This is a genomic window from Pantoea sp. XAF26B01_ASV70 (genome assembly GCF_054512635.1).
In genome coordinates this window covers 979,338-1,001,206 of the sequence record NZ_CM137251.1, presented here as the reverse complement: position 1 = coordinate 1,001,206, position 21,869 = coordinate 979,338, and the positions used below count along the sequence as shown (strand labels likewise).

General features: G+C 57.0%; 20 protein-coding genes. 3 read left to right on the top strand and 17 right to left on the bottom strand.

Annotation, left to right across the window (positions count from 1 at the left end):
* Positions 1–118 precede the first annotated feature (118 nt).
* The 9 genes from truD to cysG form a co-directional block, all read right to left on the bottom strand.
* Positions 119–1,159 (bottom strand): tRNA pseudouridine(13) synthase TruD, encoded by a 1,041-nt coding sequence (truD, locus tag ACX8ZY_RS04865; RefSeq protein WP_158131417.1) that lies wholly within the window; start codon positions 1,157–1,159, stop codon positions 119–121.
* The gene (gene ispF / locus ACX8ZY_RS04860) at positions 1,156–1,638 is read right to left on the bottom strand and encodes a 2-C-methyl-D-erythritol 2,4-cyclodiphosphate synthase (protein ID WP_010672129.1); all 483 of its coding nucleotides are present in this window, start codon (positions 1,636–1,638) and stop codon (positions 1,156–1,158) included. The genes truD and ispF overlap by 4 nt, the downstream gene beginning before the upstream one ends.
* Positions 1,638–2,354, bottom strand: a complete 717-nt coding sequence (gene ispD / locus ACX8ZY_RS04855) for a 2-C-methyl-D-erythritol 4-phosphate cytidylyltransferase (protein WP_010248543.1) — start codon at positions 2,352–2,354, stop codon at positions 1,638–1,640. The genes ispF and ispD overlap by 1 nt, the downstream gene beginning before the upstream one ends.
* A 3-nt stretch (positions 2,355–2,357) precedes the next feature.
* Positions 2,358–2,675 (bottom strand): cell division protein FtsB, encoded by a 318-nt coding sequence (gene ftsB, locus ACX8ZY_RS04850; protein WP_010248545.1) that lies wholly within the window; start codon positions 2,673–2,675, stop codon positions 2,358–2,360.
* A gap of 177 nt (positions 2,676–2,852) precedes the next feature.
* Positions 2,853–3,173: a DUF3561 family protein gene (locus tag ACX8ZY_RS04845; RefSeq protein WP_010248547.1), complete on the bottom strand. Its 321-nt coding sequence runs from the start codon at positions 3,171–3,173 to the stop codon at positions 2,853–2,855.
* Positions 3,174–3,227: 54 nt separating this feature from the next.
* A complete protein-coding gene (gene cysC, locus ACX8ZY_RS04840) occupies positions 3,228–3,833 on the bottom strand; it encodes an adenylyl-sulfate kinase (protein WP_010672130.1) in 606 nt (201 codons plus the stop codon).
* Entirely contained in the window at positions 3,833–5,260 is a 1,428-nt protein-coding gene (cysN, locus tag ACX8ZY_RS04835; protein ID WP_124890295.1) for a sulfate adenylyltransferase subunit CysN, read from the bottom strand. The genes cysC and cysN overlap by 1 nt, the downstream gene beginning before the upstream one ends.
* Positions 5,261–5,271: 11 nt before the next feature.
* Positions 5,272–6,180 carry a sulfate adenylyltransferase subunit CysD gene (gene cysD, locus ACX8ZY_RS04830; RefSeq protein WP_010248554.1) on the bottom strand — a complete coding sequence of 303 codons (909 nt, stop codon included), beginning with the start codon at positions 6,178–6,180 and terminating at the stop codon, positions 5,272–5,274.
* A 9-nt stretch (positions 6,181–6,189) separates the two neighbouring features.
* Positions 6,190–7,605: a siroheme synthase CysG gene (gene cysG, locus ACX8ZY_RS04825; protein WP_421665250.1), complete on the bottom strand. Its 1,416-nt coding sequence runs from the start codon at positions 7,603–7,605 to the stop codon at positions 6,190–6,192.
* A gap of 362 nt (positions 7,606–7,967) precedes the next feature.
* Here cysG and ACX8ZY_RS04820 point away from each other — a divergent pair, with 362 nt between their 5' ends.
* Positions 7,968–8,981, top strand: a complete 1,014-nt coding sequence (locus tag ACX8ZY_RS04820; RefSeq protein WP_459260676.1) for an aminopeptidase — start codon at positions 7,968–7,970, stop codon at positions 8,979–8,981.
* Between the two features lie 9 nt (positions 8,982–8,990).
* A complete protein-coding gene (locus tag ACX8ZY_RS04815) occupies positions 8,991–9,275 on the top strand; it encodes a YciI family protein (protein ID WP_459260675.1) in 285 nt (94 codons plus the stop codon).
* Positions 9,276–9,335: 60 nt separating this feature from the next.
* Here ACX8ZY_RS04815 and ACX8ZY_RS04810 read toward each other — a convergent pair whose 3' ends face one another.
* From ACX8ZY_RS04810 to cysJ, 3 genes are read right to left on the bottom strand one after another with little or no spacing between them, the layout of a single operon-like run.
* Entirely contained in the window at positions 9,336–10,070 is a 735-nt protein-coding gene (locus ACX8ZY_RS04810) for a phosphoadenylyl-sulfate reductase (RefSeq protein ID WP_010248562.1), read from the bottom strand.
* A complete protein-coding gene (gene cysI / locus ACX8ZY_RS04805) occupies positions 10,067–11,788 on the bottom strand; it encodes an assimilatory sulfite reductase (NADPH) hemoprotein subunit (RefSeq protein ID WP_022623798.1) in 1,722 nt (573 codons plus the stop codon). The genes ACX8ZY_RS04810 and cysI overlap by 4 nt, the downstream gene beginning before the upstream one ends.
* Entirely contained in the window at positions 11,788–13,599 is a 1,812-nt protein-coding gene (gene cysJ / locus ACX8ZY_RS04800) for an NADPH-dependent assimilatory sulfite reductase flavoprotein subunit (RefSeq protein WP_459260674.1), read from the bottom strand. The genes cysI and cysJ overlap by 1 nt, the downstream gene beginning before the upstream one ends.
* A gap of 299 nt (positions 13,600–13,898) precedes the next feature.
* Here cysJ and queD point away from each other — a divergent pair, with 299 nt between their 5' ends.
* Positions 13,899–14,258 carry a 6-carboxytetrahydropterin synthase QueD gene (gene queD / locus ACX8ZY_RS04795; RefSeq protein WP_010248568.1) on the top strand — a complete coding sequence of 120 codons (360 nt, stop codon included), beginning with the start codon at positions 13,899–13,901 and terminating at the stop codon, positions 14,256–14,258.
* A gap of 109 nt (positions 14,259–14,367) precedes the next feature.
* On the opposite strand, the gene queE is transcribed toward queD, so the two are convergent.
* The 5 genes from queE to relA all read right to left on the bottom strand — a co-directional run bounded on the left by queE (position 14,368) and on the right by relA (position 21,857).
* A complete protein-coding gene (gene queE, locus ACX8ZY_RS04790; protein WP_010248569.1) occupies positions 14,368–15,039 on the bottom strand; it encodes a 7-carboxy-7-deazaguanine synthase QueE in 672 nt (223 codons plus the stop codon).
* Between the two features lie 400 nt (positions 15,040–15,439).
* Positions 15,440–16,735, bottom strand: coding sequence for a phosphopyruvate hydratase (gene eno, locus ACX8ZY_RS04785; RefSeq protein WP_010248571.1), 1,296 nt, complete (start codon positions 16,733–16,735; stop codon positions 15,440–15,442).
* Between the two features lie 76 nt (positions 16,736–16,811).
* The gene (pyrG, locus tag ACX8ZY_RS04780; RefSeq protein WP_010248572.1) at positions 16,812–18,449 is read right to left on the bottom strand and encodes a glutamine hydrolyzing CTP synthase; all 1,638 of its coding nucleotides are present in this window, start codon (positions 18,447–18,449) and stop codon (positions 16,812–16,814) included.
* Between the two features lie 229 nt (positions 18,450–18,678).
* Complete coding sequence (mazG, locus tag ACX8ZY_RS04775) at positions 18,679–19,467, bottom strand: nucleoside triphosphate pyrophosphohydrolase (RefSeq protein ID WP_050680051.1); 789 nt, start codon at positions 19,465–19,467, stop codon at positions 18,679–18,681.
* Between the two features lie 158 nt (positions 19,468–19,625).
* The gene (gene relA / locus ACX8ZY_RS04770) at positions 19,626–21,857 is read right to left on the bottom strand and encodes a GTP diphosphokinase (protein ID WP_010248576.1); all 2,232 of its coding nucleotides are present in this window, start codon (positions 21,855–21,857) and stop codon (positions 19,626–19,628) included.
* Positions 21,858–21,869 lie beyond the last annotated feature (12 nt).

The window sequence follows — 21,869 nt, the reverse complement described above, 5'->3', positions numbered from 1 at the left end:
AATAGACGGCGATTTTTGCATTCTAGCGAGGCGCGCAACGAAGTGGTAGGCGTAAATCACACGACGGTGGGGGTTTGCCGCAACATTACCCACACTGCGGGTCAGGTTGCGGCGAAGATTACTCATCAATCTGATCGGGCGAGTCCGCGTGGGTCAGCAGCTCCCGGACCACGCTGGTGGCAAAGCTGCCCGCTGGCAGCCAGAATGCCAGTTCCAGCGTGACATCATCCCACCAGCTCCACTGCATATCGCGCGGCACCACCAGCATGGCACGGCGTGCAGCATCGACCTTCTCACGTTCAATCAGTCCCAGCAGCAGCGTCTCATCAGCCAGCGCCTGCTGTTCAAAGGCCAGCGCGTCAGCCTGCGGGCCAGGCTCGCCCCGTCCCGGCAGCGGCGCGGTGATGCGCAGCTCATGCTGATCAACCCGGCGCTGTGACTCTGCCAGTTCATCAGGCTGCGCGACAAACCAGCTGCCTCGTCCGGTCAGCTGCAACGCATCGCCGTTGAGCACCTGAGTCAGCCCACCCTGCTGTTGCAGACGCGCACTGGTCACCTGATTAAACAGCGAACTGCGCGCGGCAGAGAGCATCAGGCTGCGCTTGTTGCGGTCGCGAATAATGATCTCATTGCGCGCCCACTTTTCAGCCATCACCAGGTTATTGCCGCCGCGGCCAAAGCGCTGTTCACCAAAATAGTTGGGCACGCCCGCATCACGAATCTGCGCCAGACGCGTTTCAACCGCATCACGGTCACTGATCTGGCGGATGATCAGCCGGAACGCGTTCCCCGCCAGTGCGCCGATGCGCAGCTTACGTTTGTGGCGCACCGCCTGCAGAATCTCGACCCCTTCCAGCTCAAAACCGCGAAGATCGGGCATCGCATTACCCGGCAGACGAAAACAGAGGGTCTGTTCCGTCACCGCATGGCGATCTTTCATTCCGGCATAACTCATGTCGCGCTGATGAATACCGAGATACTTCGCCAGTGCCTCAGCCACAAAGCGGGTATTGGCCCCCACTTTACGGATGCGCACCAGCAGGTGCTCACCTTCACCATCCGCGCCATAACCGAGATCTTCAACCACCACGAAATCTTCCGGATTGGCTTTGATCACGCCGGAGGCCACGGGTGTACCGTGCAGGTAATTCAGCATCATTGCCTGTCAGCTTTCAGGACTAACGCCACCGCTTCACAGGCGATGCCTTCGCCGCGCCCGGTAAAGCCCAGCTTCTCGGTGGTGGTCGCTTTGACGTTGACCGCATCCATATGGCAGCCCAGATCTTCTGCAATATTGATCCGCATCTGTGGCACGTGCGGCAGCATTTTCGGTGCCTGAGCAATAATCGTGACGTCGACATTACCAATGCGATAGCCTTTGGCTTCGATACGGCGCCAGGCCTCACGCAGCAGGCCGCGGCTGTCCGCCCCTTTAAAGGCCGGATCGGTGTCAGGAAACAGCTTGCCGATATCGCCCATCGCCACTGCGCCCAGCAGCGCGTCAGTCAGCGCATGCAGCGCCACATCGCCATCCGAATGGGCGATAAAACCCTGCTCAAACGGGATCCGCACACCGCCAATCACTAACGGACCCTCTCCGCCAAAGGCGTGAACGTCAAAACCGTGACCGATACGCATCATGCGCTCTCCTTTAATTGAATCTGACTCAGATAAAAAGCCGCCAGCGCCAGATCTTCTGGCCGGGTGACTTTGATGTTATCACTGCGTCCGCTGACTAACAGCGGGTGGTAGCCGCAATACTCCAGCGCCGAGGCTTCATCGGTGATGGTCGCGCCTTCTGCCAGCGCCCGCGTCAGGCAGGCGGTGAGTAGCGCATGAGGGAAAAATTGCGGCGTTAAGGCGTGCCAGAGATCGTCGCGCTCTACGGTATGGGCCACCGCGGCTTTGCCCGGCTCGCCCCGTTTCATGGTGTCACGCACTGGCGCGGCCAGAATCCCGCCAACGTGGCTCTGTTCACGCACGTTGAGCAGTTGCTGGAGATCGTCGGGATGCAGACAGGGACGCGCGGCGTCATGGACCAGCACCCAGGCGGAACCCTGTGCGGCCTGCAATCCGGCCAGCACCGATTCGGCGCGGGTCTCTCCGCCTGTCACCCTGAGCACGCGCGGATCGCGTGCCAGCGGCAGTGAAGCGAAGTGCTGGTCATCAGGACTGAGGGCGACAATCACCTGTTTGATAGCGGGATGGGAAAACAGACGCGCAATGCTGTGTTCCAGAAGGGTGTGCTGACCAATCGTCAGATACTGCTTCGGACAGGTTGCCTGCATGCGGCTGCCGATCCCGGCAGCGGGCACCACGGCAATCACATCCGCAAGGGAGGCCAGAGTGTTCATGTTTTATCGTTGTTGGTTAAGCGCTGCTTGTTGCGCGTTGCGTTTGTTCTGGTCAGGCACCAGACGATAGAAAGTCTCACCGGGCTTAATCATGCCCAGTTCATTGCGTGCACGCTCCTCGATCGCTTCCGAGCCGCCATTGAGATCGTCAATTTCGGCAAACAGCTGATCGTTTCGCGATTTCAGTTTGGCATTGTTTGCCTGTTGCACCGCGACATCATCATTGACGCGCGTATAGTCATGGATGCCATTTTTCCCCAGCCACAACGAATATTGCAGCCAGCCAAGCAGCACCAATAACAGTAACGTCAGTTTTCCCATCCCGCCCCCTAAAAACGGCCCAATCATCCCATAACTTTGCACAGGACTCCACACCAGCGGAGAAAATGGCGCGCTTTGCTGCGCGTCTGCGCAAAATATGAATCAGTACCGATTCAGACGGGAAAAGATTTGTAACCTGCCGATGCGTTTGCACATCAGCGCGGGCGCACTGAGGGCTTACCAGCCAGAGAGAAAAGAGAACATTAACCAGAAGAGCGTGACAACCATGATCACCGTGGCGAGCGCGGCCCACAGCCACTGTCCACTCAGCAGCGTATTCAGCGCGATACCCGTGACCACCGCAACCGGCAGCAGCGCCAGAAAGAATGGCCAGGTATAAAGAAAGAAGAACAGCGTGTTAGAGCCGAACAGCAGGAAAGGGATCGCCAGCGCGCACCAGTAAGCGAGAAAGCCGATAACGCCGCCCGGCAGCAATGAGCGCGGCTCATCCGGGGAGGAGTCATCTTTTCGAGCGAGCATTGGGGTAATGTTCTGCATAGGCATCCTGTTGGCGCGAGGGCGGCAAATCAGAAACGATTTGCCGCTGTCTCTTCAGGATTTGATGATATCGCGGTCACGCAGCAGGTCTAACAATTGGGCGGCCAGTTTTGTAACCAATTGTTCGCCATCCAGCTGGATTTCCGGGCTATCGGGCGCCTCATAGACGCTGTCGATGCCGGTGAAATTACGCAGTTCACCGGCGCGCGCTTTGCGATACAAGCCTTTCGGATCACGCGCTTCACACACGGCTAACGGCGTATCGACAAATACCTCGATAAACTGTCCCGGCTCCAGCAGATCGCGCACCATCTGACGCTCGGCGCGATGCGGCGAAATAAAGGCAGTGAGCACCACGAGTCCGGCATCCACCATCAGTTTCGCCACTTCACCGACGCGACGGATATTCTCTTTACGGTCATCATCGCTGAAACCGAGGTCACGACAGAGGCCGTGACGCACATTGTCACCATCCAGCAGATAGGTGCTGACGCCGATGCGGTGCAGCGCCTGCTCCAGCGCACCGGCAACGGTGGATTTCCCCGAGCCCGAAAGGCCGGTGAACCACAGCACCACGCCCTGATGGCCATGCTGCTGTTCGCGTGAGGCGCGTGTCACCGGATGATCATGCCACACCACGTTATCGTCGTGCTGCGCCATTACTGACCGCCCAGCAGGTCGCGCGCATTCCAGTGTGGGAAGTGGCGGCGCACCAGCGCATTCAGTTCCAGCTCAAACGCGCTGAACTCACCGGTATTAACCGGGGCATCATGGTTTGGCTGATGGATCATGCCGGCACCCACGGTGACGTTGCTCAGGCGATCGATAAAGATCATGCCGCCGGTTACCGGGTTCTGCTGATAGCTGTCGAGCACCATCGGTTCATCAAAGGTGATCTCAATGCGACCGATACCGTTCAGCGGCAGCGTATCGACCTGACGCGTCTCCAGCGAGTTGATCTCGACCTGATGCAGCACCTTCTCTACCCGGCCACGGGTTTTCTTACCGGCGATTTTCAGGTCATAACTCTGACCGGCCTGCAGCGGCTGTTCTGACATCCAGACCACGTCAACGCTGGCAGACTGAACCGCTGCCAGCTCTTCACTGGCATCCACCAGCAGATCGCCACGGCTGATATCAATCTCATCCTGCAGCACCAGGGTAATCGCTTCGCCTGCACCCGCTTCCTGCAGATCGCCATCGAAGGTCACAATGCGGGCAATGGTCGACTCCACGCCAGAAGGCAGCACTTTAACGCGCTGGCCTACCTGCACGCTGCCCGACGCCAGGGTGCCGGCATAGCCACGAAAATCGAGGTTCGGACGGTTGACATACTGCACCGGGAAACGCATCGGCTGATGATCGACGACGCGCTTCAGCTCCACGGTCTCCAGCACATCCAGCAGCGTCGGGCCGCTATACCACGGCATGGTCTGACTGGCAGAGGCGACGTTATCCCCTTCCAGCGCCGACATCGGCACAAAGCGGATATCGAGGTCTTCCGGCAGCTGCGCAGCAAAGTCGAGGTAATCCTGTTTGATCTGCTCGAAGCGTTCCTGGTTGTACTCCACCAGATCCATCTTATTGATCGCCACCACCAGGTGTTTGATCCCCAGCAGCGTCGAGATAAAGCTGTGGCGGCGGGTCTGATCCAGTACGCCTTTACGCGCATCGATCAGCAGGATCGCCAGATCGCAGGTTGACGCGCCGGTCGCCATGTTACGGGTGTACTGCTCATGTCCCGGCGTGTCGGCGATAATAAATTTACGCTTTTCGGTCGAGAAGTAGCGGTAGGCCACATCAATGGTAATGCCCTGCTCACGCTCAGCCTGCAGACCATCCACCAGCAGCGCCAGATCGAGCTTCTCGCCCTGGGTGCCGTGACGTTTGCTGTCGTTGTGCAGCGACGAGAGCTGATCTTCATAGATCTGACGGGTGTCGTGTAGCAGACGTCCAATCAGGGTACTTTTTCCGTCGTCAACGCTGCCGCAGGTCAGAAAACGCAGCAGGCTCTTGTGTTGTTGCGTGGTCAGCCAGGCTTCAACGCCGCCCTGGTCGGCAATCTGTTGTGCAATTACGGTATTCATCTGGCGTCTCCTTAGAAATAACCCTGACGTTTTTTCAGTTCCATCGAACCGGACTGATCGCGATCGATCATGCGGCCCTGACGCTCGCTGGTGGTGGAAACCAGCATCTCTTCGATGATCTCCGGCAGCGTCTGCGCCTCGGACTCTACCGCGCCGGTCAGCGGCCAGCAGCCGAGCGTACGGAAACGGACCATTCGTTCGGTGATCTCTTCACCCGGCTGCAGGTTGATGCGATCGTCATCGATCATCATCAGCATGCCATCACGCTCCAGCACCGGACGCGGTGCGGCGAGATAGAGCGGCACGATCTCGATGTTTTCCAGGAAGATGTACTGCCAGATATCCAGTTCGGTCCAGTTCGACAGCGGGAAGACGCGGATGCTTTCACCCTTGTTGATCTGACCGTTGTAGTTGTGCCACAGCTCAGGGCGCTGGTTTTTCGGATCCCAGCGATGGAAGCGGTCACGGAATGAGTAGATACGCTCTTTGGCGCGTGACTTCTCTTCATCACGACGTGCGCCGCCAAAGGCTGCATCAAAACCATATTTGTTCAGCGCCTGCTTCAGCCCTTCGGTTTTCATGATGTCAGTGTGTTTGGCACTGCCGTGAACAAAGGGGTTGATGCCCATCGCCACGCCTTCCGGGTTGCGGTGAACCAGCAACTCTGCGCCCATCGCTTTCACGGTGCGATCGCGAAATTCGTACATTTCACGGAATTTCCAGCCGGTATCCACATGCAGCAACGGGAACGGCAACGTGCCTGGGTAGAAGGCTTTACGCGCCAGATGGAGCATGACCGAGGAGTCTTTGCCGATGGAGTACATCATCACCGGATTGCTGAACTCCGCCGCCACTTCGCGAATGATGTGGATACTCTCCGCCTCCAGCTGACGCAGATGAGTGAGTCGTTTTTGGTCCATGATTTTCCCTCAAGCCAGATTGACAACGGCGGACTCGCGAGCCCCCTGCTGTGCTGAATGTTTAAACCAGGCGAGTTGCCCGTGCAGATTAACCACCTCTCCGATCACCAGCAGCGCCGGAGTGGGTGCCGAGGCGGCCAGCGCCTCAAGTTGTTCTAAGGTGCCGGTCAGCACCTGTTGATCCTGACGGGTGCCGCGACTGATCACCGCCACCGGCGTTGATGGCGCGCGACCGTGCTGAATCAGCGCCTCGCTGATGGCAGCGGCTTTAACGGTTCCCATGTAGATCGCCAGCGTCTGACGCGCACGCGCCAGCGATGGCCAGTCAATGTCATCCCCATCGGGACGGCAGTGACCGGTAATAAACATCACGCTCTGCGCGTAGTCGCGGTGGGTCAGCGGAATACCGGCATAGGCCGTCGCACCGGCTGCCGCGGTGACGCCCGGCACCACCTGGAACGGCACACCCGCCTGCTGAGCCGCCTGCAGCTCTTCGCCGCCGCGGCCAAAGATAAAGGGATCGCCGCCCTTGAGGCGCACGACGCGCTTGCCTTTCAGCGCCAGTGAAACCAGCATCTGATTGATCTCTTCCTGCGGCAACGTGTGCGCGCTGGCCCGTTTGCCGACGCAGATGCGATCGGCATCGCGGCGCACCAGATCCAGCACCTCTTCGCTGACCAGATGGTCGTAGAGCACCACATCGGCTAACTGCATCACCTGCAGGCCACGCAGCGTCAGCAGACCGCTGTCGCCCGGCCCGGCGCCCACCAGAAAGATCTCGCCCTGACGGGTCGGCTCTTCCAGCAGCTCACGGTCCAGCGTGCGTTTCGCCTCTTCGACGTTACCGGCAGACATCTCACTGGCGAACCGGCCATCGAAAGCGCGTTCCCAGAAGCGCCGACGGTCAGACATGCGGCTGAAGCGCTGTTTGACTTTATCGCGCCAGAGTCCGGCCACTTCAGCCATCTGACCCAGACTGGCAGGCAGCAGCGTTTCGATTTTTTCGCGCAGCATGCGTGCCAGCACCGGTGCGGTGCCGCTGGAGGAGATCGCCACCACCAGCGGTGAGCGGTCAACAATCGAGGGGAAGATAAAGGTGCATTTTGGCTGGTCATCCACCACGTTAACCAGCTTATGCCGCGCATTGGCGGCTTCAAACACCTGGCTGTTGAGATGGTTGTCGTCGGTGGCGGCAATCACCAGGAAAACGCCATCCAGCTGGGCCGGGTTAAATTCGGTCGCCAGCCACTCCAGCTCCTGCTTATCCAGCAGTGCCTGCAGTTCAGGGCAGAGTTCACGAGATGCGATCAGAACGCGCGCACGTGCACGGCGCAGCAGTTCAATTTTTCGCGCCGCAATATCTCCCCCGCCGACAACCAGAACCGGGCGGCCAGAAAGATCGGCAAAAAGAGGCAAATAGTCCACGTTAACCCTGATGTTTTAACTTTGTATTAACGCGACTATACGTCGCTGAGTTTATCCAGATGAAATTACGAATTGGAATGAGTAGTTACCGAATGGAATAACGACGCCGCAAAGCACAGAACAATTTGGTATTAACAGATGAAATTTAATGGCTTTTTCGTGAACAGGCTCACATATTGAAAGCCACACCTGCGGCAGCAAAAGCAGATAAGTGCCAGCGATAATGGTCCGTTACGCCTTTCGGTAGTGACAGCGCCCGATTCCACTAACAAAGTCACGGGACAAAAAGGATATAATGCGCGCGGCATGGCTGGCCCTGGCCCCATGCGGAACGGCTCCCGAATAATGAAAAAGGATGCACTATGTTTTATTCCCTCCGCTTGAGGGTAGCGACAATTTTATTTGGCGCACTCATTTCTCCGCTGGCTCTGGCCACTCCGCCTGGCCAGTTTGCCGAACAGCAGGTCCGGCACATCGCCACCTTGTTTCCTGGCCGGATGAGCGGCAGCCCGGCTGAGCTGATGGCAGCCGACTACCTGCACCAGCAATTTACCGCGCTGGGGTATAAGACCAATACCCGCCAGTTCAGGACCGGCTATAAGTGGCAGGAAGAGGACGGCACGCAGCGCTGGCATAAGCTCACGGCAACCTCGGTGATTGCCGCGAGTGCAGGCAGCGTGCCGCAGGAGATTCTGATCGTGGCACATCTGGATACCTGGACGCCGCAAAATAGCAGCCAGGCCCAGCACAACCTGGGCGGCTTACGCCTGCAGGGCGTCGATGATAATGCATCGGGTCTTGGCGTGATGCTGGAGCTGGCGCAGCAGCTGAGCCGCAAACCGCTGCACTACGGCATACGCTTTGTGGCGCTGAGCGCCGGAGAGGCAGATCTGCACGGCATGGATGATTATGTTGAGCGGATGAGCACGCGTGAGAAGAAGAATACCCTGCTGGTCATCGATCTGAATAGCCTGATCACCGGCGATCATCTCTATTTTAACAGCGGCATGAATACGCCCCGGGCGGTGCGCAAGCAGACCAGCGAACGAGCCCTGTTACTGGCACGTCAGCAGGGCATTCCCGCCGCCAGTCATCAGCTGAACCGTAAAGACTTTGACGCTCTTAATGCCTTCGACAAGGCGGGCTTTCCGCTGCTGGATGTGACCGCCAGCAACTGGACGCTGGGTAATAAAGATGGTGCGCTGCAGCGTCATCGTAGTCCCCACTTTCCTGATGGCGTTACCCGCCATCAGACTGACCTGGATAATCTGAGCTATCTCGACCGCTGGCTGCCGGGGCAGATAACCTTGCGAACCCGCGACAGCGTTCGCGTGCTGCTGCCGCTGCTCAGTGAACTGACCAATCCCAAAGTGTAAGGATCTGACATGTACGTGGTCTTTCTGAATTACGTTCGTCCGGTAGAAGAAGTTGAAGCTCTGCTGGCAGCCCATATCGAATGGCTGGATCGCTATTTTGACGCGGGCTTTTTTATTGCAGCGGCACGTAAAGATCCGCGCACGGGCGGCATGTTACTGGTCAGGGAGATGGAACGAGAAGAGCTGGATGCAATTTTAGCGGAAGATCCGTTTGTCACGGTGGCAGAGTATGAGGTGACGAAAGTGAATGTGACCCGTGCAGCAGAGGCGTTTGCCGGATTAAAAGGCGCTTAGCTTTCCGCCTGACTCCAGCCAAAAACTTCTCTCCCTGTGTTCGGGGAGAGAAGTCCTGCGTCAGCCTTCGTGCAGACCACACTCGCGCTTGAGACCGAAGAAGCGCGTCTCTTCTTCTGCCATACCCGGCTCCCACTTGCGGGTGGTATGGGTATCGCCCACCGAGAGATAGCCTTCATCCCACAGCGGATGGTACTTCAGCTTATGCTGCTCCAGATACTGATGAATCTGGCGGTTATCCCAGTCGATAATCGGCAGCAGCTTAAAGACGCCACGCTGTACGCCCAGCACCGGCAGATTCGCCCGACTGCCCGACTGGTCGCGGCGCAATCCGGCAAACCAGGTCTGCGCGCCCAGGGTTTCAATGGCGCGATTCATCGGCTCAACTTTGTTGATCTCGTTATATTTCTCAATCCCCTCGACGCCCTGCTCCCACAGTTTGCCGTAGCGCGCTTCCTGCCAGGCCGGTGAGGTTTCGGCGCGGAACACTTTAAGGTTGAGATTGAGCTGGTCCGCCAGCTCATCAATAAAACGATAGGTCTCCGGGAACAGATAGCCGGTGTCGGTCAGGATCACCGGAATATCGGGCTGCTGACGCGTCACCAGATGCAGCGACACCGCGGCCTGAATACCGAAACTGGAGGAGAGCACATAGGCACCCGGCAGATTCTCCAGCGCCCAGCTGACCCGCTCTTCCGCTGATGACTTCTCCAGCTGCGCATTGGTCGCGGCCAGCGCCATAGCACGCTGGACTTTGGACATCTCATTCAGTGCTGCGAGGTCGGGGTGACTCATTTTGCTTCCTCCCAAAAATCGCGTGCCGGGTCCAGCACCGGCGCAACAATGCCCGCGCGGATGGTGAAGTCACCAAAGCCTTCAGCGGCCTGGCGCTCAGTGGCCCAGCGTCCCACCAGCTCATCAATGGTGGCGAGAATTTCGCTTTCGTTAATGTTTTCACGGTACATGCGGGGAATACGCGTTCCGCTGCGGTTTCCACCCAGATGCAGGTTGTAGCGACCTGGCGCTTTACCCACCAGACCCAGCTCAGCCAGCATGGCACGGCCACAGCCGTTGGGACAACCGGTAACGCGTAACACTATGTGCTCATCGCCAACGCCATGCGCATGCATGATCCCTTCCACTTTGGTCACGAAGGCAGGCAGGAAGCGCTCGGCTTCTGCCATCGCCAGCGGACAGGTCGGGAACGCCACGCAGGCCATCGAGTTTTCGCGCTGTGCCGTAACGTGATCCATCAGACCATGTTCGCGCGCGATTGCTTCGATCTGCGCTTTTTCGCTTTCCGGCACGCCCGCCACAATCAGGTTCTGGTTAGCGGTCAGGCGGAAATCGCCCTGATGGATTTTCGCAATTTCAGCGATGCCGCTTTTCAGCGGTCGGCCCGGATAGTCGAGCAGGCGACCATTTTCGATAAACAGCGTCAGGTGCCATTTGTTGTCGATGCCTTTAATCCAGCCAATGCGATCGCCACGGGTGGTGAACTCATAAGGACGGATCGGCTCAAACGTCACGCCTGCCCGTTTTTCAACTTCGGCTTTAAAGGTCTCGACGCCAACGCGTTCCAGGGTGTACTTGGTTTTGGCGTTTTTACGGTCGGTACGGTTGCCCCAGTCGCGCTGCGTCGTGACCACCGCCTCGGCAACGTCGAGGATCTTCTCCACCGGGAAGTAACCAAACTCGCTGGCGGTGCGCGCGTAGGTCGCTTTGTTACCGTGCTCAATCGACAGCCCGCCACCCACCAGCAGGTTAAAGCCCACCAGCTTGCCGTGCTCGGCGACAGCGACAAAGTTCAGATCGTTGGCGTGCAGATCCACGTCGTTATGCGGCGGGATCACCACGGTGGTTTTGAATTTACGCGGCAGATACGTTTCACCGAGGATCGGCTCTTCGTCGGTGGTGGCGACTTTTTCTTTATCCCACCAGATCTCCGCATAGGCACGGGTGCGTGGCAGCAGATGCTCAGAGAGTTTCTTGGCCCACTCATACGCTTCCTGATGCAGCTCCGACTCAACCGGGTTCGACGTACAGAGCACGTTACGGTTAACGTCGTTGGCGGTCGCCAGCGCATCCAGCCCCACCTCATGCAGCATCTGATGCGTCGGCTTAACGTTCTTCTTCAGAATGCCGTGAAACTGGAAGGTCTGACGGTTAGTCAGACGGATGCTGCCATAGATAGTTTTATCGGTGGCAAATTTGTCGATGGCCAGCCACTGAGTCGGCGTAATGATGCCGCCCGGCAACCGGCAACGCAGCATCATGGCGTGGCGCGGCTCCAGCTTCTGCTCCGCACGTTCGGCACGAATATCGCGATCGTCCTGCTGGTACATGCCGTGAAAACGGATCAGCAGGAAGTTGTCGCCGGTAAAACCGCCGGTCAGACCCTCTTCCAGATCTTCTTTAATGGTGCCGCGCAGATAGTTGCTCTGCTTCTTCAGACGCTCAGCGTCTGCTAATTTGCCTTCTACAACCAGCGGTCCAGGGTGTTTATCGCTCATTAGTAAACGTCTCGCTGATAACGGCGCTCAATGCGCAGCTCACTTAAAAATTCGTCGGCCGTTTCACGATCCATTCCGCCGTGTTCGACCACCACATCCAGCAATGCCTGCTCGACGTCTTTTGCCATACGATTCGCGTCGCCACAGACATAAAGATGCGCGCCCTCTTCAATCCAGCGCCACACTTCGGCCCCTTTCGCGCGGATCTTATCCTGTACGTAAATCTTCTCTGCCTGATCGCGTGACCAGGCGAGGTCGATATGAGTCAGCAGACCATCTTTCACATATTTCTGCCACTCCACCTGATAGAGGAAATCGTCGGTGAAGTGCGGATTACCAAAGAATAGCCAGTTTTTGCCGCTGGCATCGTCGTTGTCGCGCTGCTGCATAAAGGCGCGGAACGGCGCGATGCCGGTGCCCGGACCAATCATGATCACTGGCGCATCCGGATTAGCCGGCAGGCGGAAGTTGTCGTTGTGTTCGATGAAGACCCGGACTTCGCCCTCTTCTTCGATGCGATCGGCCAGCCAGGTCGATGCACCGCCGCCACGCTGGCGACCTTCAATATCAAAGCGAACGGCACCGACGGTGATATGCACTTCGGTATCGGTTTCAGCCTGCGAAGAGGCGATAGAGTAGAGTCGCGGCGTCAGCGGTCGCAGCAGTCCGGTCAGCTGTTCAGCGCTGAGTTCGGACGGTGCCAGGCGCACCATATCCACAATCGGATAGTGCTGCGCATAGTGCTGCAGCCTGGCTTTATCATCCACCAGTGAGAGCAACTCCGCGTTGCGTGACAGCTGGGCATACTGCGCCACGATCTGCGCGGTGTTAACCGTCAGCTCGAAATGCTTTAGCAGCGCCTCCGCCAGCGGCAGGGTTTTCCCCTGAACCTCTACCGGCTCATCGCCTTTCAGCCAGACCAGCTCCAGCAGTTCGCTGACCAGCGCCGCGTCGTTCTCATACCAGACGCCCAGCGCATCGCCAGGCTGGTAGCGCAGACCGGAATCGCCCAGATCGATTTCGATATGGCGCACATCTTTGTCTGAGTCCCGTCCGGTAATTTTCTGATTCACCGCCAGACTCGCGCTGAGCGGCGACTCTTTAGTATAGGGGCTGGTGGTGACTTCGTTGACGCTGCCGGCTGCTGTCGCCGCAGCCTGCGCCGGGGATTCAGTGGGAACGCGTTTCTTGAGAATTTCCGTCAGCGCAGTGCGCCAGGCGGCGGCCTGCTCCGCATACTCAACATCCGCATCAACGCGATCCAGCAGACGCTCGCCGCCCAGCTCCGCCAGTCGGCTGTCAAAATCTTTACCCGCCTGACTGAAGAATTCATAAGAGGTGTCGCCCAGGCCAAACACTGCGAAGGCGGCACCCTCCATTTTCGGTGCCTTTTTCGACATCAGGAATTTATGCAGCGCCACCGCCTCTTCTGGCGGTTCGCCTTCGCCCTGGGTGGAGGTTACAACCACCAGCATTTTTTCCTGGCCAATCTGTTTGAACTTGTAATCACCGGCATTCACCAGGTTTACGTTCAGCTTTGCGGCCAGCAGGTCATCACGCAACTGCTCAGCCAGACGACGTGCGTTGCCGGTCTGGGAGGCAGAAAGCAGCGTAATGGCGGGCGCTTCGGCCGGAGCCGGAGCAGATGCAGTGCTGGCGACGGCGCTACCCGGGGTCTGTTCCACCCTGCCCCAGAAATAGCCTGACAGCCACGCCAGTTGAGTCGGGGAATAATCTGTCGTCGCCGCCTGTAAGCGAGCGAGTTGTTCCGGGGAGAGCGGAAGCAGTGAACCAGGTGCCTGAGTCGTCATCGCGTTAAAAATTCCAGTATCAGAAGTCCGGACCGTAAAATGGCGGAAGAGTGCGTAGGTTACCGGTCCGTATATTAACGATTAAATACACCTTCGACATATCAAATAACCAAAATGACTAAATGGTTTTCCAGGTAGGAATAATCGTTAAAAGTGGTAAGCAAAGCGGTGATATATCAGTTAATTAGCTGGACGCCACTGTATAAACGCGCAGGAAAAGTATCGGTTTGTGCGGTTCGGGTGCGAAAAAAGCGGTAATCAGGTAGAATTCAGCGGTTTTTTAATGTCTGAGAGCCATTATGTCTACCACCTTGTTTAAAGAGTTCCAGTTCGAAGCCGCGCATCATCTACCGAATGTGCCGGCCGGACACAAATGTGGCCGTCTGCACGGTCATTCGTTCCTGGTTCGTCTGGAGATTACCGGCGAAGTGGATGCGCATACCGGCTGGGTTATGGATTTTGCTGAGCTGAAGGCGGCGTTTAAGCCGGTCTACAATCGGCTGGACCACTACTATCTGAATGATATTCCTGGCCTGGAAAATCCCACCAGCGAAGTGCTGGCGAAATGGATCTGGGATCAGATGAAGCCGCAACTGCCGCTGCTTAGCGCGGTGATGATCAAAGAAACCTGCACCGCAGGCTGCGTTTACCGCGGCTAACCCTGTCGGATCGAACCCTTCGATCCGACGCGGCTTTTCTCTCCGTCCTGCCTCTGACGCTCAACCCTTCCCTGTGGTTAACGGCTCATAGCGTGCCGCGTTATCAGGATCAGGCGATATTGAGATATTTATGGGTCTGCATCGACAGACGCCAGTTACGGGCAATGCAGGTCTCAATACAGAGCCGGGTTGCATCATCTTTGCGGCTGATTGGCTGCAGGGCGATGATACGCGCTTTGGTGTCATCAATGCCTGCCAGCAGCCGATCCAGCGCTTCCACATCACGCTCGCGCGCTACCGGATGCTTGATTTCATCGGCCCGGCTCAGCGCCTGGGGCAGAACATCGTAGCCGCCGCGCATGTTGACCTTCGGCGAGACGGTCACCCAGGTCCGTTCAGAACAGTGAATCTCGTGGGTTCCGCTGGTCTCAATCTGGCACTGGAAACCGTGCTGCTCCAGCGCAGTGGTTAACGGACGCAGATCGTAAATCGCCGGTTCACCACCGGTGATGACCACATGACGCGCCGTCCAGCCCTGCTGCGCAATGGCACTCACCAGGGTCGCCGCGTCGGCATCCCCCCATGCGTCGCTTTCCACCGTCTTGATCAAAATATCGCCCAGCGACGTTTCCCGATCTGTCCGCTTTTCCCAGGTGTGTTTGGTATCGCACCAGCTACAGCCCACCGGGCATCCCTGCAAACGAATGAAAATGGCAGGCACGCCGGTGTAATAACCTTCGCCCTGCAGTGTCTGGAACATTTCGTTAATCGGGTATTGCATTACGGACTCGCTTGAAAAAAACAGGGCGCTGATTATGGCAGATTTGCCGCGCAGCTCAACCACGCGTTGTGCCTTTTCTCCGCGCCGGACAAAACACAAAAAAGGGGCTTCAGATGGCTGACAGGCTCAAAACGTAGATGGCCAGGACCGAAGAGCAAAGCGTCCCGCGCTCAGGACAAAAACGCCGGAAGCGTTTTTGAACAACGCAAAGCGTTGGCCCGGTAACGGGCGCACCTCAGGGATGAGGTGCGTTATCGCACGGACCGGGCCGGCAGAGATGCCGCTTTGGCGATCGGGCCTTGCCATCTGCGTCTGCGCACCGCCACCAACAAAAAGCCCCGCACAAGGCGGGGCTTCAAAGGCCGATGATGTCACCTAGCGCGACATCAACGCACAGTCATTACTGACCTTTAACTTCTTTCAGACCGTTGAATGGCGCTTTAGAACCCAGCGCTTCTTCAATACGGATCAGCTGGTTGTACTTAGCAACACGGTCAGAACGGCTCATTGAACCGGTTTTGATCTGGCCCGCTGCAGTACCTACCGCCAGGTCAGCGATGGTCGCATCTTCGGTTTCGCCTGAACGGTGAGAGATCACGGCAGTGTAGCCCGCGTCTTTCGCCATTTTGATCGCAGCCAGAGTTTCGGTCAGAGAACCGATCTGGTTGAATTTGATCAGAATGGAGTTAGCGATACCTTTATCGATACCTTCTTTCAGGATCTTGGTGTTGGTAACGAACAGGTCATCACCCACCAGCTGGATTTTGTCGCCCAGTACTTTGGTCTGGTAAGCGAAGCCGTCCCAGTCAGATTCGTCCAGGCCATCTTCGATAGAAACGATCGGATACTGTTTAGTCAGATCTTCCAGGAAGTGGGTGAACTCTTCAGAGGTAAACGATTTACCGCCTTCACCGGCCAGAACGTATTTGCCATCTTTGTAGAACTCAGATGCCGCACAGTCCATCGCCAGGGTGATGTCTTTGCCCAGCTCGTAGCCTGCTGCTTTTACCGCTTCAGCGATAACAGCCAGCGCTTCGGCGTTGGAACCCAGGTTTGGCGCGTAGCCGCCTTCATCACCCACTGCAGTGCTCATGCCTTTGCTTTTCAGCACTTTTGCCAGGCTGTGGAACACTTCAGAACCCATACGGATGGCTTCTTTCAGGTTCGGAGCGCCAACCGGCTGGATCATGAATTCCTGGATGTCGACGTTGTTGTCGGCATGTTCGCCGCCGTTGATGATGTTCATCATTGGCAGTGGCATAGAGTATTTGCCTGGGGTGCCGTTCAGTTCAGCGATGTGCTCATACAGCGGCTGACCTTTAGAGGCTGCAGCGGCTTTAGCAGCTGCCAGTGAAACAGCCAGAATGGCGTTAGCACCGAAGTTAGATTTGTTCTCAGTACCGTCCAGGTCGATCATGATCTTATCGATGTTCGCCTGATCTTTCGCGTCTTTGCCTTTTACCGCTTCAGCAATCGGACCGTTTACTGCAGCAACGGCTTTGGTTACGCCTTTGCCCAGATAACGTGATTTGTCACCGTCACGCAGTTCCAGCGCTTCGCGTGAACCGGTAGAGGCACCTGATGGTGCAGCTGCCAGGCCTACGAAACCGCCTTCCAGATGCACTTCAGCTTCAACAGTCGGGTTACCACGTGAGTCGATAATTTCGCGACCGATGACTTTTACGATTTTGGACATTACGATTTTCCTCAGTACAAGTTAGTCAATCCTAAGACAAGCAACGCGCGAAAAGTTCGCGCGCTGCCTGTGAAACTTACTTCGCTAAACGCTTCTGATGCTCATGTGCGGCTTTAACAAAGCCGGCAAACAGCGGATGGCCGTCGCGTGGGGTCGAGGTAAACTCAGGATGGAACTGGCAGGCCACAAACCACGGATGGTTCGGGATCTCAATAATCTCAACCAGTTGATCATCACCAGAGCGACCTGCTACGCGCAGACCGGCTGCTTCAATCTGCTTTAACAGCATATTGTTCACTTCATAGCGGTGGCGATGGCGCTCAACGATAGTGTCAGAGCCGTAGAGCTGGCGAACCTGGCTGCCCGGCGTTAACTGACACTGCTGGCTGCCCAGACGCATGGTGCCGCCCAGATCGCTCTGCTCGCTGCGGACTTCGACGTTGCCATCTTCGTCACGCCATTCGGTGATTAATGCCACCACCGGATATTTACAGTCTGGCACAAATTCCGTGGAGTTGGCGCCCGGCATCCCGGCGACATTGCGGGCGAACTCCATCAGCGCAACCTGCATGCCCAGGCAGATGCCCAGGTACGGCACGTTGTTTTCACGTGCATACTGCGCGGTCATCAGCTTGCCTTCCACGCCACGGTAACCGAAGCCACCCGGGATCAGAATCGCATCCAGATCTTTCAGTAATTCGACACCGCGTGATTCAACATCCTGCGAATCGATCAGTTTGATGTTCACGGTGACGCGATTTTTCAGGCCGCCATGTTTCAGCGCTTCGATGACCGACTTGTAGGCATCCGGCAATTCCACATACTTGCCCACCATACCGATGGTGACTTCACCACCCGGATTGGCTTCTTCGTAGATCACCTGCTCCCATTCGGCCAGGTTGGCTTCCGGTGCATTCAGGTTGAAGCGCTTGCAGATATAGTCATCCAGGCCCTGCGATTTCAGCATGCCAGGAATCTTGTAGATGGAATCAACGTCTTTCAGCGAGATAACCGCTTTTTCAGGGACGTTACAGAACAGGGCGATTTTAGCGCGTTCGTTGGCCGGTACGGCACGGTCAGAACGGCAAATCAGCACGTCTGGCTGAATACCAATCGACAGCAGCTCTTTCACCGAGTGCTGGGTCGGTTTGGTTTTCACTTCACCGGCAGCCGCCATATACGGCACCAGCGTCAGGTGCATATACATGGTGTGTTCGCGGCCCACATCAACGGCCATCTGGCGAATCGCTTCCAGGAACGGCAGTGATTCGATATCCCCGACCGTGCCGCCGATTTCGACCAGTACCACATCATGACCTTCACCGCCTTCAATAATGCGTTCTTTGATGGCGTTGGTGATATGCGGAATAACCTGAATGGTTGCGCCCAGATAGTCGCCACGGCGCTCTTTGCGCAGGACTTCTGAGTAGATACGGCCAGTGGTGAAGTTGTTACGACGCGACATTTTGGTACGGATGAAGCGCTCGTAGTGACCCAAATCCAGATCGGTTTCAGCGCCGTCATCAGTGACGAAAACTTCACCGTGCTGCGTCGGGCTCATGGTGCCTGGATCCACGTTGATATACGGGTCCAGCTTCATGATGGTCACGTTCAGACCACGGGCTTCGAGAATGGCTGCGAGGGAGGCTGCGGCAATGCCTTTACCCAGAGAGGAAACGACCCCGCCGGTCACAAAAATATAATTCGTTGTCATGCTGAACCTGAGAGTTTAGGTTTAAAGACGGTGGAATAACCAGGACGGGAAAACAGTATACTGGAAACCGCTATCAGCCACAATTGATGAATCACCGCCATCCTCCAACGCATTGCTGCGGCTAACATAGCCGATAGCCGCCAATGAAATGTTGACGTGCGTCACAAAGTTGCCGTCAGGCTGAATCGAGTAAGCGAAAGCGGTGGCTTTATGCACAGCGCTGGAATAATCAGCGCTTCTCGCCCCGTTTCACTTGCTGCCAGGCGGCCTCCATCTGCTCCAGCGTGGCACCCGGCATACTTAACCCCTGTGCAGCGATGATCGCTTCGACTTCGCGGAAGCGGCGCTCAAACTTGTCATTGGCCTTTTGCAGCGCGGTCTCTGCTTTGCTGCCAAGATGGCGCGATAGGTTAACCGTGGCGAACAGCAGGTCGCCAATCTCCTCTTCCAGCTTCTCACCATCCACCACGCTCTGCTGCGCCTCGTGCATCACTTCATCAATCTCTTCATGCACCTTAGCCACCACCGGCCCCAGCGTGGTCCAGTCGAATCCGACATTGTGACAACGCTTCTGAATCTTGTGGGCGCGCATCAGTGCGGGCAGTGCCTTAGGGATATCATCCAGCGCCGAATGCTGGGCTTTGTCAGCCCGCTCAGCGGTTTTTATCGCTTCCCAGTTTTTCAGCACTTCGCTGCTGGTTTCTGCTGTGGCATCGCCAAAAATGTGTGGATGACGGCGCTCCAGCTTGTCGCTGATTGCGTGGCAGATATCCTCAAAATTAAAGCGATCCTGTTCGCTGGCCATCTGCGCATAGAACACCACCTGAAACAGCAGATCGCCCAGCTCACCGCGCAGATCGTCAAAATCTTCGCGCTGGATAGCGTCCAGCACTTCGTAGGTCTCTTCCAGCGTATAGGGCGCGATGGTGGCGAAGGTCTGTTCACGATCCCACGGACAGCCATGTTGTGGATCGCGCAGGGTTTTCATTATGCCAAGCAGGCGCTCAATAGCGTTCATTCAGGAGGATCCTTGATTAGTGAGATGACAGGCAACGGGCGAAGAGGCAAAGCGTACAACACGGCAGGACGCTATTCACCGCGTCCGGCCGTGTCTGGTGGTGCAGAAAACGCCTGCGCAACCTCCAGCTGCCGGTTGCCTCAGTGCCTGCCTGAATATCAGTGCAGGCGACGGGCGTCAATGATATCAGAGACCTGGTTCAGACGCGCCAGGACACGTCCCAGTACCTGATGGTTGTAGATCTCAATATCCATGTCGATGGTCGCCAGCTGTTTTTTGGTGTCGCTGCGGCTTGAGACGCCCAGGACATTCACTTTCTCATTGGCGAGAATGGTGGTGATGTCACGCAGTAAGCCGCTGCGATCGTTGGCGGTCACGCGCACCACCAGCGAATAGCCGCTGGAGTAGCTTTCGCCCCACACCGCATCGACGATACGTTCCGGCGCATGCGAAATGAGTTCAGCCAGCTGGTCGCAGTCGGCGCGGTGAATAGAGATGCCGCGTCCCTGGGTGATGAAGCCGACAATATCATCCCCCGGAATCGGCTGGCAGCAGCGGGCAATGTGGTGCATCAGGTTGCCCACGCCTTCCACGACGACGCGTCCGCTCTCTTTGCGTGAAGAGGGAGTGTACGATTTCTGGGTCAGCTGACGCAGCGCTTCGCGATCTTCCTCTTCGGCGCTCGGCTTATTGAGCTTCGCCTGCAGGAAGTTAACCATCTGGTTAAGACGAATATCGCCGCCGCCAATCGCCGCCAGCAGCTCTTCAAGCGAGGTCACGTTATAGCGCGGCAGCAGCAGTTTTTCGGCTTCACGCAGGCTGATATCCAGCTGATTCAGTTCGTTATCCAGAATCTGCCGTCCGGCGATAATATTCTTGTCGCGATCCTGCTTGCGGAACCAGTTGTGGATCTTCGAGCGCCCACGGTTGGTGGTGATGTAGCCCAGATTCGGATTGAGCCAGTCGCGGCTCGGGTTCGGCTGCTTCTGGGTGATCACTTCAACCTGATCGCCCATCTGCAGCTGGTAGGTGAACGGCACGATGCGGCCACCGATTTTCGCGCCGATGCAGCGATGACCGATGTCGCTGTGAATATGATAGGCAAAGTCGAGCGGCGTCGATCCAGCGGGCAGATCCACCACGTCGCCTTTCGGGGTAAAGACGTAGACCCGGTCATCGAACACCTGGCTGCGGACCTCTTCCAGCAGTTCGCCGGAGTCCGCCATCTCTTCCTGCCAGCTGATGAGCTTACGCAGCCAGGCGATCCGCTCTTCATGACCGGCCGCGCCACGCGCGCTGCTGGAAGTTGGCCCCTCTTTATATTTCCAGTGCGCAGCCACGCCCAGTTCGGCATCTTCATGCATCTGGCGGGTACGGATCTGGATCTCCACCGTTTTGCCCTGCGGCCCTAACACCACCGTATGAATCGACTGGTAGCCGTTGGGTTTGGGGTTAGCGACGTAGTCATCGAATTCACTGGGCAGATGGCGATAGAGCGTATGCACCGTACCCAGCGCACCGTAGCAATCCTGCAGGCGATCGGCGACGATGCGCACCGCCCGCACGTCAAACAGCTCATCAAAGGCCAGCGATTTTTTCTGCATCTTGCGCCAGATGCTGTAGATATGTTTCGGACGGCCATAGACTTCAGCGCGCACGCCCTCTTTGACCATCTCTTTGCGCAGATTGCTGACGAAGTTTTCGATGTACTGCTCACGGTCAATACGCCGCTCATGCAGTAATTTGGCGATGCGCTTATATTCGTCGGGATGCAGGTAGCGGAAGCAGTAATCTTCCAGCTCCCATTTGAGCTGACCAATACCGAGACGATTGGCCAGTGGCGCATAGATATTGGTGCTCTCTTTGGCGGCCAGTACCCGCTCATCTTCCGGCGCATCTTTCATTTCGCGCAGATTCATGATGCGTTCAGCCAGCTTCAGCACTACGCAGCGGAAATCTTCTACCATCGCCAGCAGCATGCGGCGGACGTTATCCACCTGTTCAGAGGCCATGGAGTCGTTGTGGATCGCTTTCAGCTGGCGGATGGCGTCCATATCGCGCACGCCGTGTACCAGCGAGACAATGCCTTTGCCGACGGCGGTTTCCAGCTCCTCTTCACTCACCACTTCATCGTTAGCCAGCGGGAAAATCAGCGCTGCACACAGGCTTTCGATATCCATGCTGAGCATTGAGAGGATTTCAACCATCTCAATACCGCGCCACAGCAGCAGCGACTGATCAGGATGGCCCTGCGTCTGCGCTTCGCAGTAGCGCCAGGTCTCGGCCACACGTTGACATGATTGCGGGTTGGCAATACCGAGACTGGCGATCCACTGGTCGAGGGCGAAATCCCCCTCAGTATTTAAATGCGCACTTCTGACCGCAACCATAACCTCTCCTGC

Excerpts from the sequence above, each read along its gene's own strand:
- truD (WP_158131417.1), bottom strand. The coding sequence starts at position 1,159 with ATGATGCTGAATTACCTGCACGGTACACCCGTGGCCTCCGGCGTGATC.
- ispF (WP_010672129.1), bottom strand. The coding sequence starts at position 1,638 with ATGCGTATCGGTCACGGTTTTGACGTTCACGCCTTTGGCGGAGAGGGT.
- ispD (WP_010248543.1), bottom strand. The coding sequence starts at position 2,354 with ATGAACACTCTGGCCTCCCTTGCGGATGTGATTGCCGTGGTGCCCGCT.
- ftsB (WP_010248545.1), bottom strand. The coding sequence starts at position 2,675 with ATGGGAAAACTGACGTTACTGTTATTGGTGCTGCTTGGCTGGCTGCAA.
- ACX8ZY_RS04845 (WP_010248547.1), bottom strand. The coding sequence starts at position 3,173 with ATGCAGAACATTACCCCAATGCTCGCTCGAAAAGATGACTCCTCCCCG.
- cysC (WP_010672130.1), bottom strand. The coding sequence starts at position 3,833 with ATGGCGCAGCACGACGATAACGTGGTGTGGCATGATCATCCGGTGACA.
- cysN (WP_124890295.1), bottom strand. The coding sequence starts at position 5,260 with ATGAATACCGTAATTGCACAACAGATTGCCGACCAGGGCGGCGTTGAA.
- cysD (WP_010248554.1), bottom strand. The coding sequence starts at position 6,180 with ATGGACCAAAAACGACTCACTCATCTGCGTCAGCTGGAGGCGGAGAGT.
- ACX8ZY_RS04820 (WP_459260676.1), top strand. The coding sequence starts at position 7,968 with ATGTTTTATTCCCTCCGCTTGAGGGTAGCGACAATTTTATTTGGCGCA.
- ACX8ZY_RS04815 (WP_459260675.1), top strand. The coding sequence starts at position 8,991 with ATGTACGTGGTCTTTCTGAATTACGTTCGTCCGGTAGAAGAAGTTGAA.
- ACX8ZY_RS04810 (WP_010248562.1), bottom strand. The coding sequence starts at position 10,070 with ATGAGTCACCCCGACCTCGCAGCACTGAATGAGATGTCCAAAGTCCAG.
- cysI (WP_022623798.1), bottom strand. The coding sequence starts at position 11,788 with ATGAGCGATAAACACCCTGGACCGCTGGTTGTAGAAGGCAAATTAGCA.
- cysJ (WP_459260674.1), bottom strand. The coding sequence starts at position 13,599 with ATGACGACTCAGGCACCTGGTTCACTGCTTCCGCTCTCCCCGGAACAA.
- queD (WP_010248568.1), top strand. The coding sequence starts at position 13,899 with ATGTCTACCACCTTGTTTAAAGAGTTCCAGTTCGAAGCCGCGCATCAT.
- queE (WP_010248569.1), bottom strand. The coding sequence starts at position 15,039 with ATGCAATACCCGATTAACGAAATGTTCCAGACACTGCAGGGCGAAGGT.
- eno (WP_010248571.1), bottom strand. The coding sequence starts at position 16,735 with ATGTCCAAAATCGTAAAAGTCATCGGTCGCGAAATTATCGACTCACGT.
- pyrG (WP_010248572.1), bottom strand. The coding sequence starts at position 18,449 with ATGACAACGAATTATATTTTTGTGACCGGCGGGGTCGTTTCCTCTCTG.
- mazG (WP_050680051.1), bottom strand. The coding sequence starts at position 19,467 with ATGAACGCTATTGAGCGCCTGCTTGGCATAATGAAAACCCTGCGCGAT.
- relA (WP_010248576.1), bottom strand. The coding sequence starts at position 21,857 with ATGGTTGCGGTCAGAAGTGCGCATTTAAATACTGAGGGGGATTTCGCC.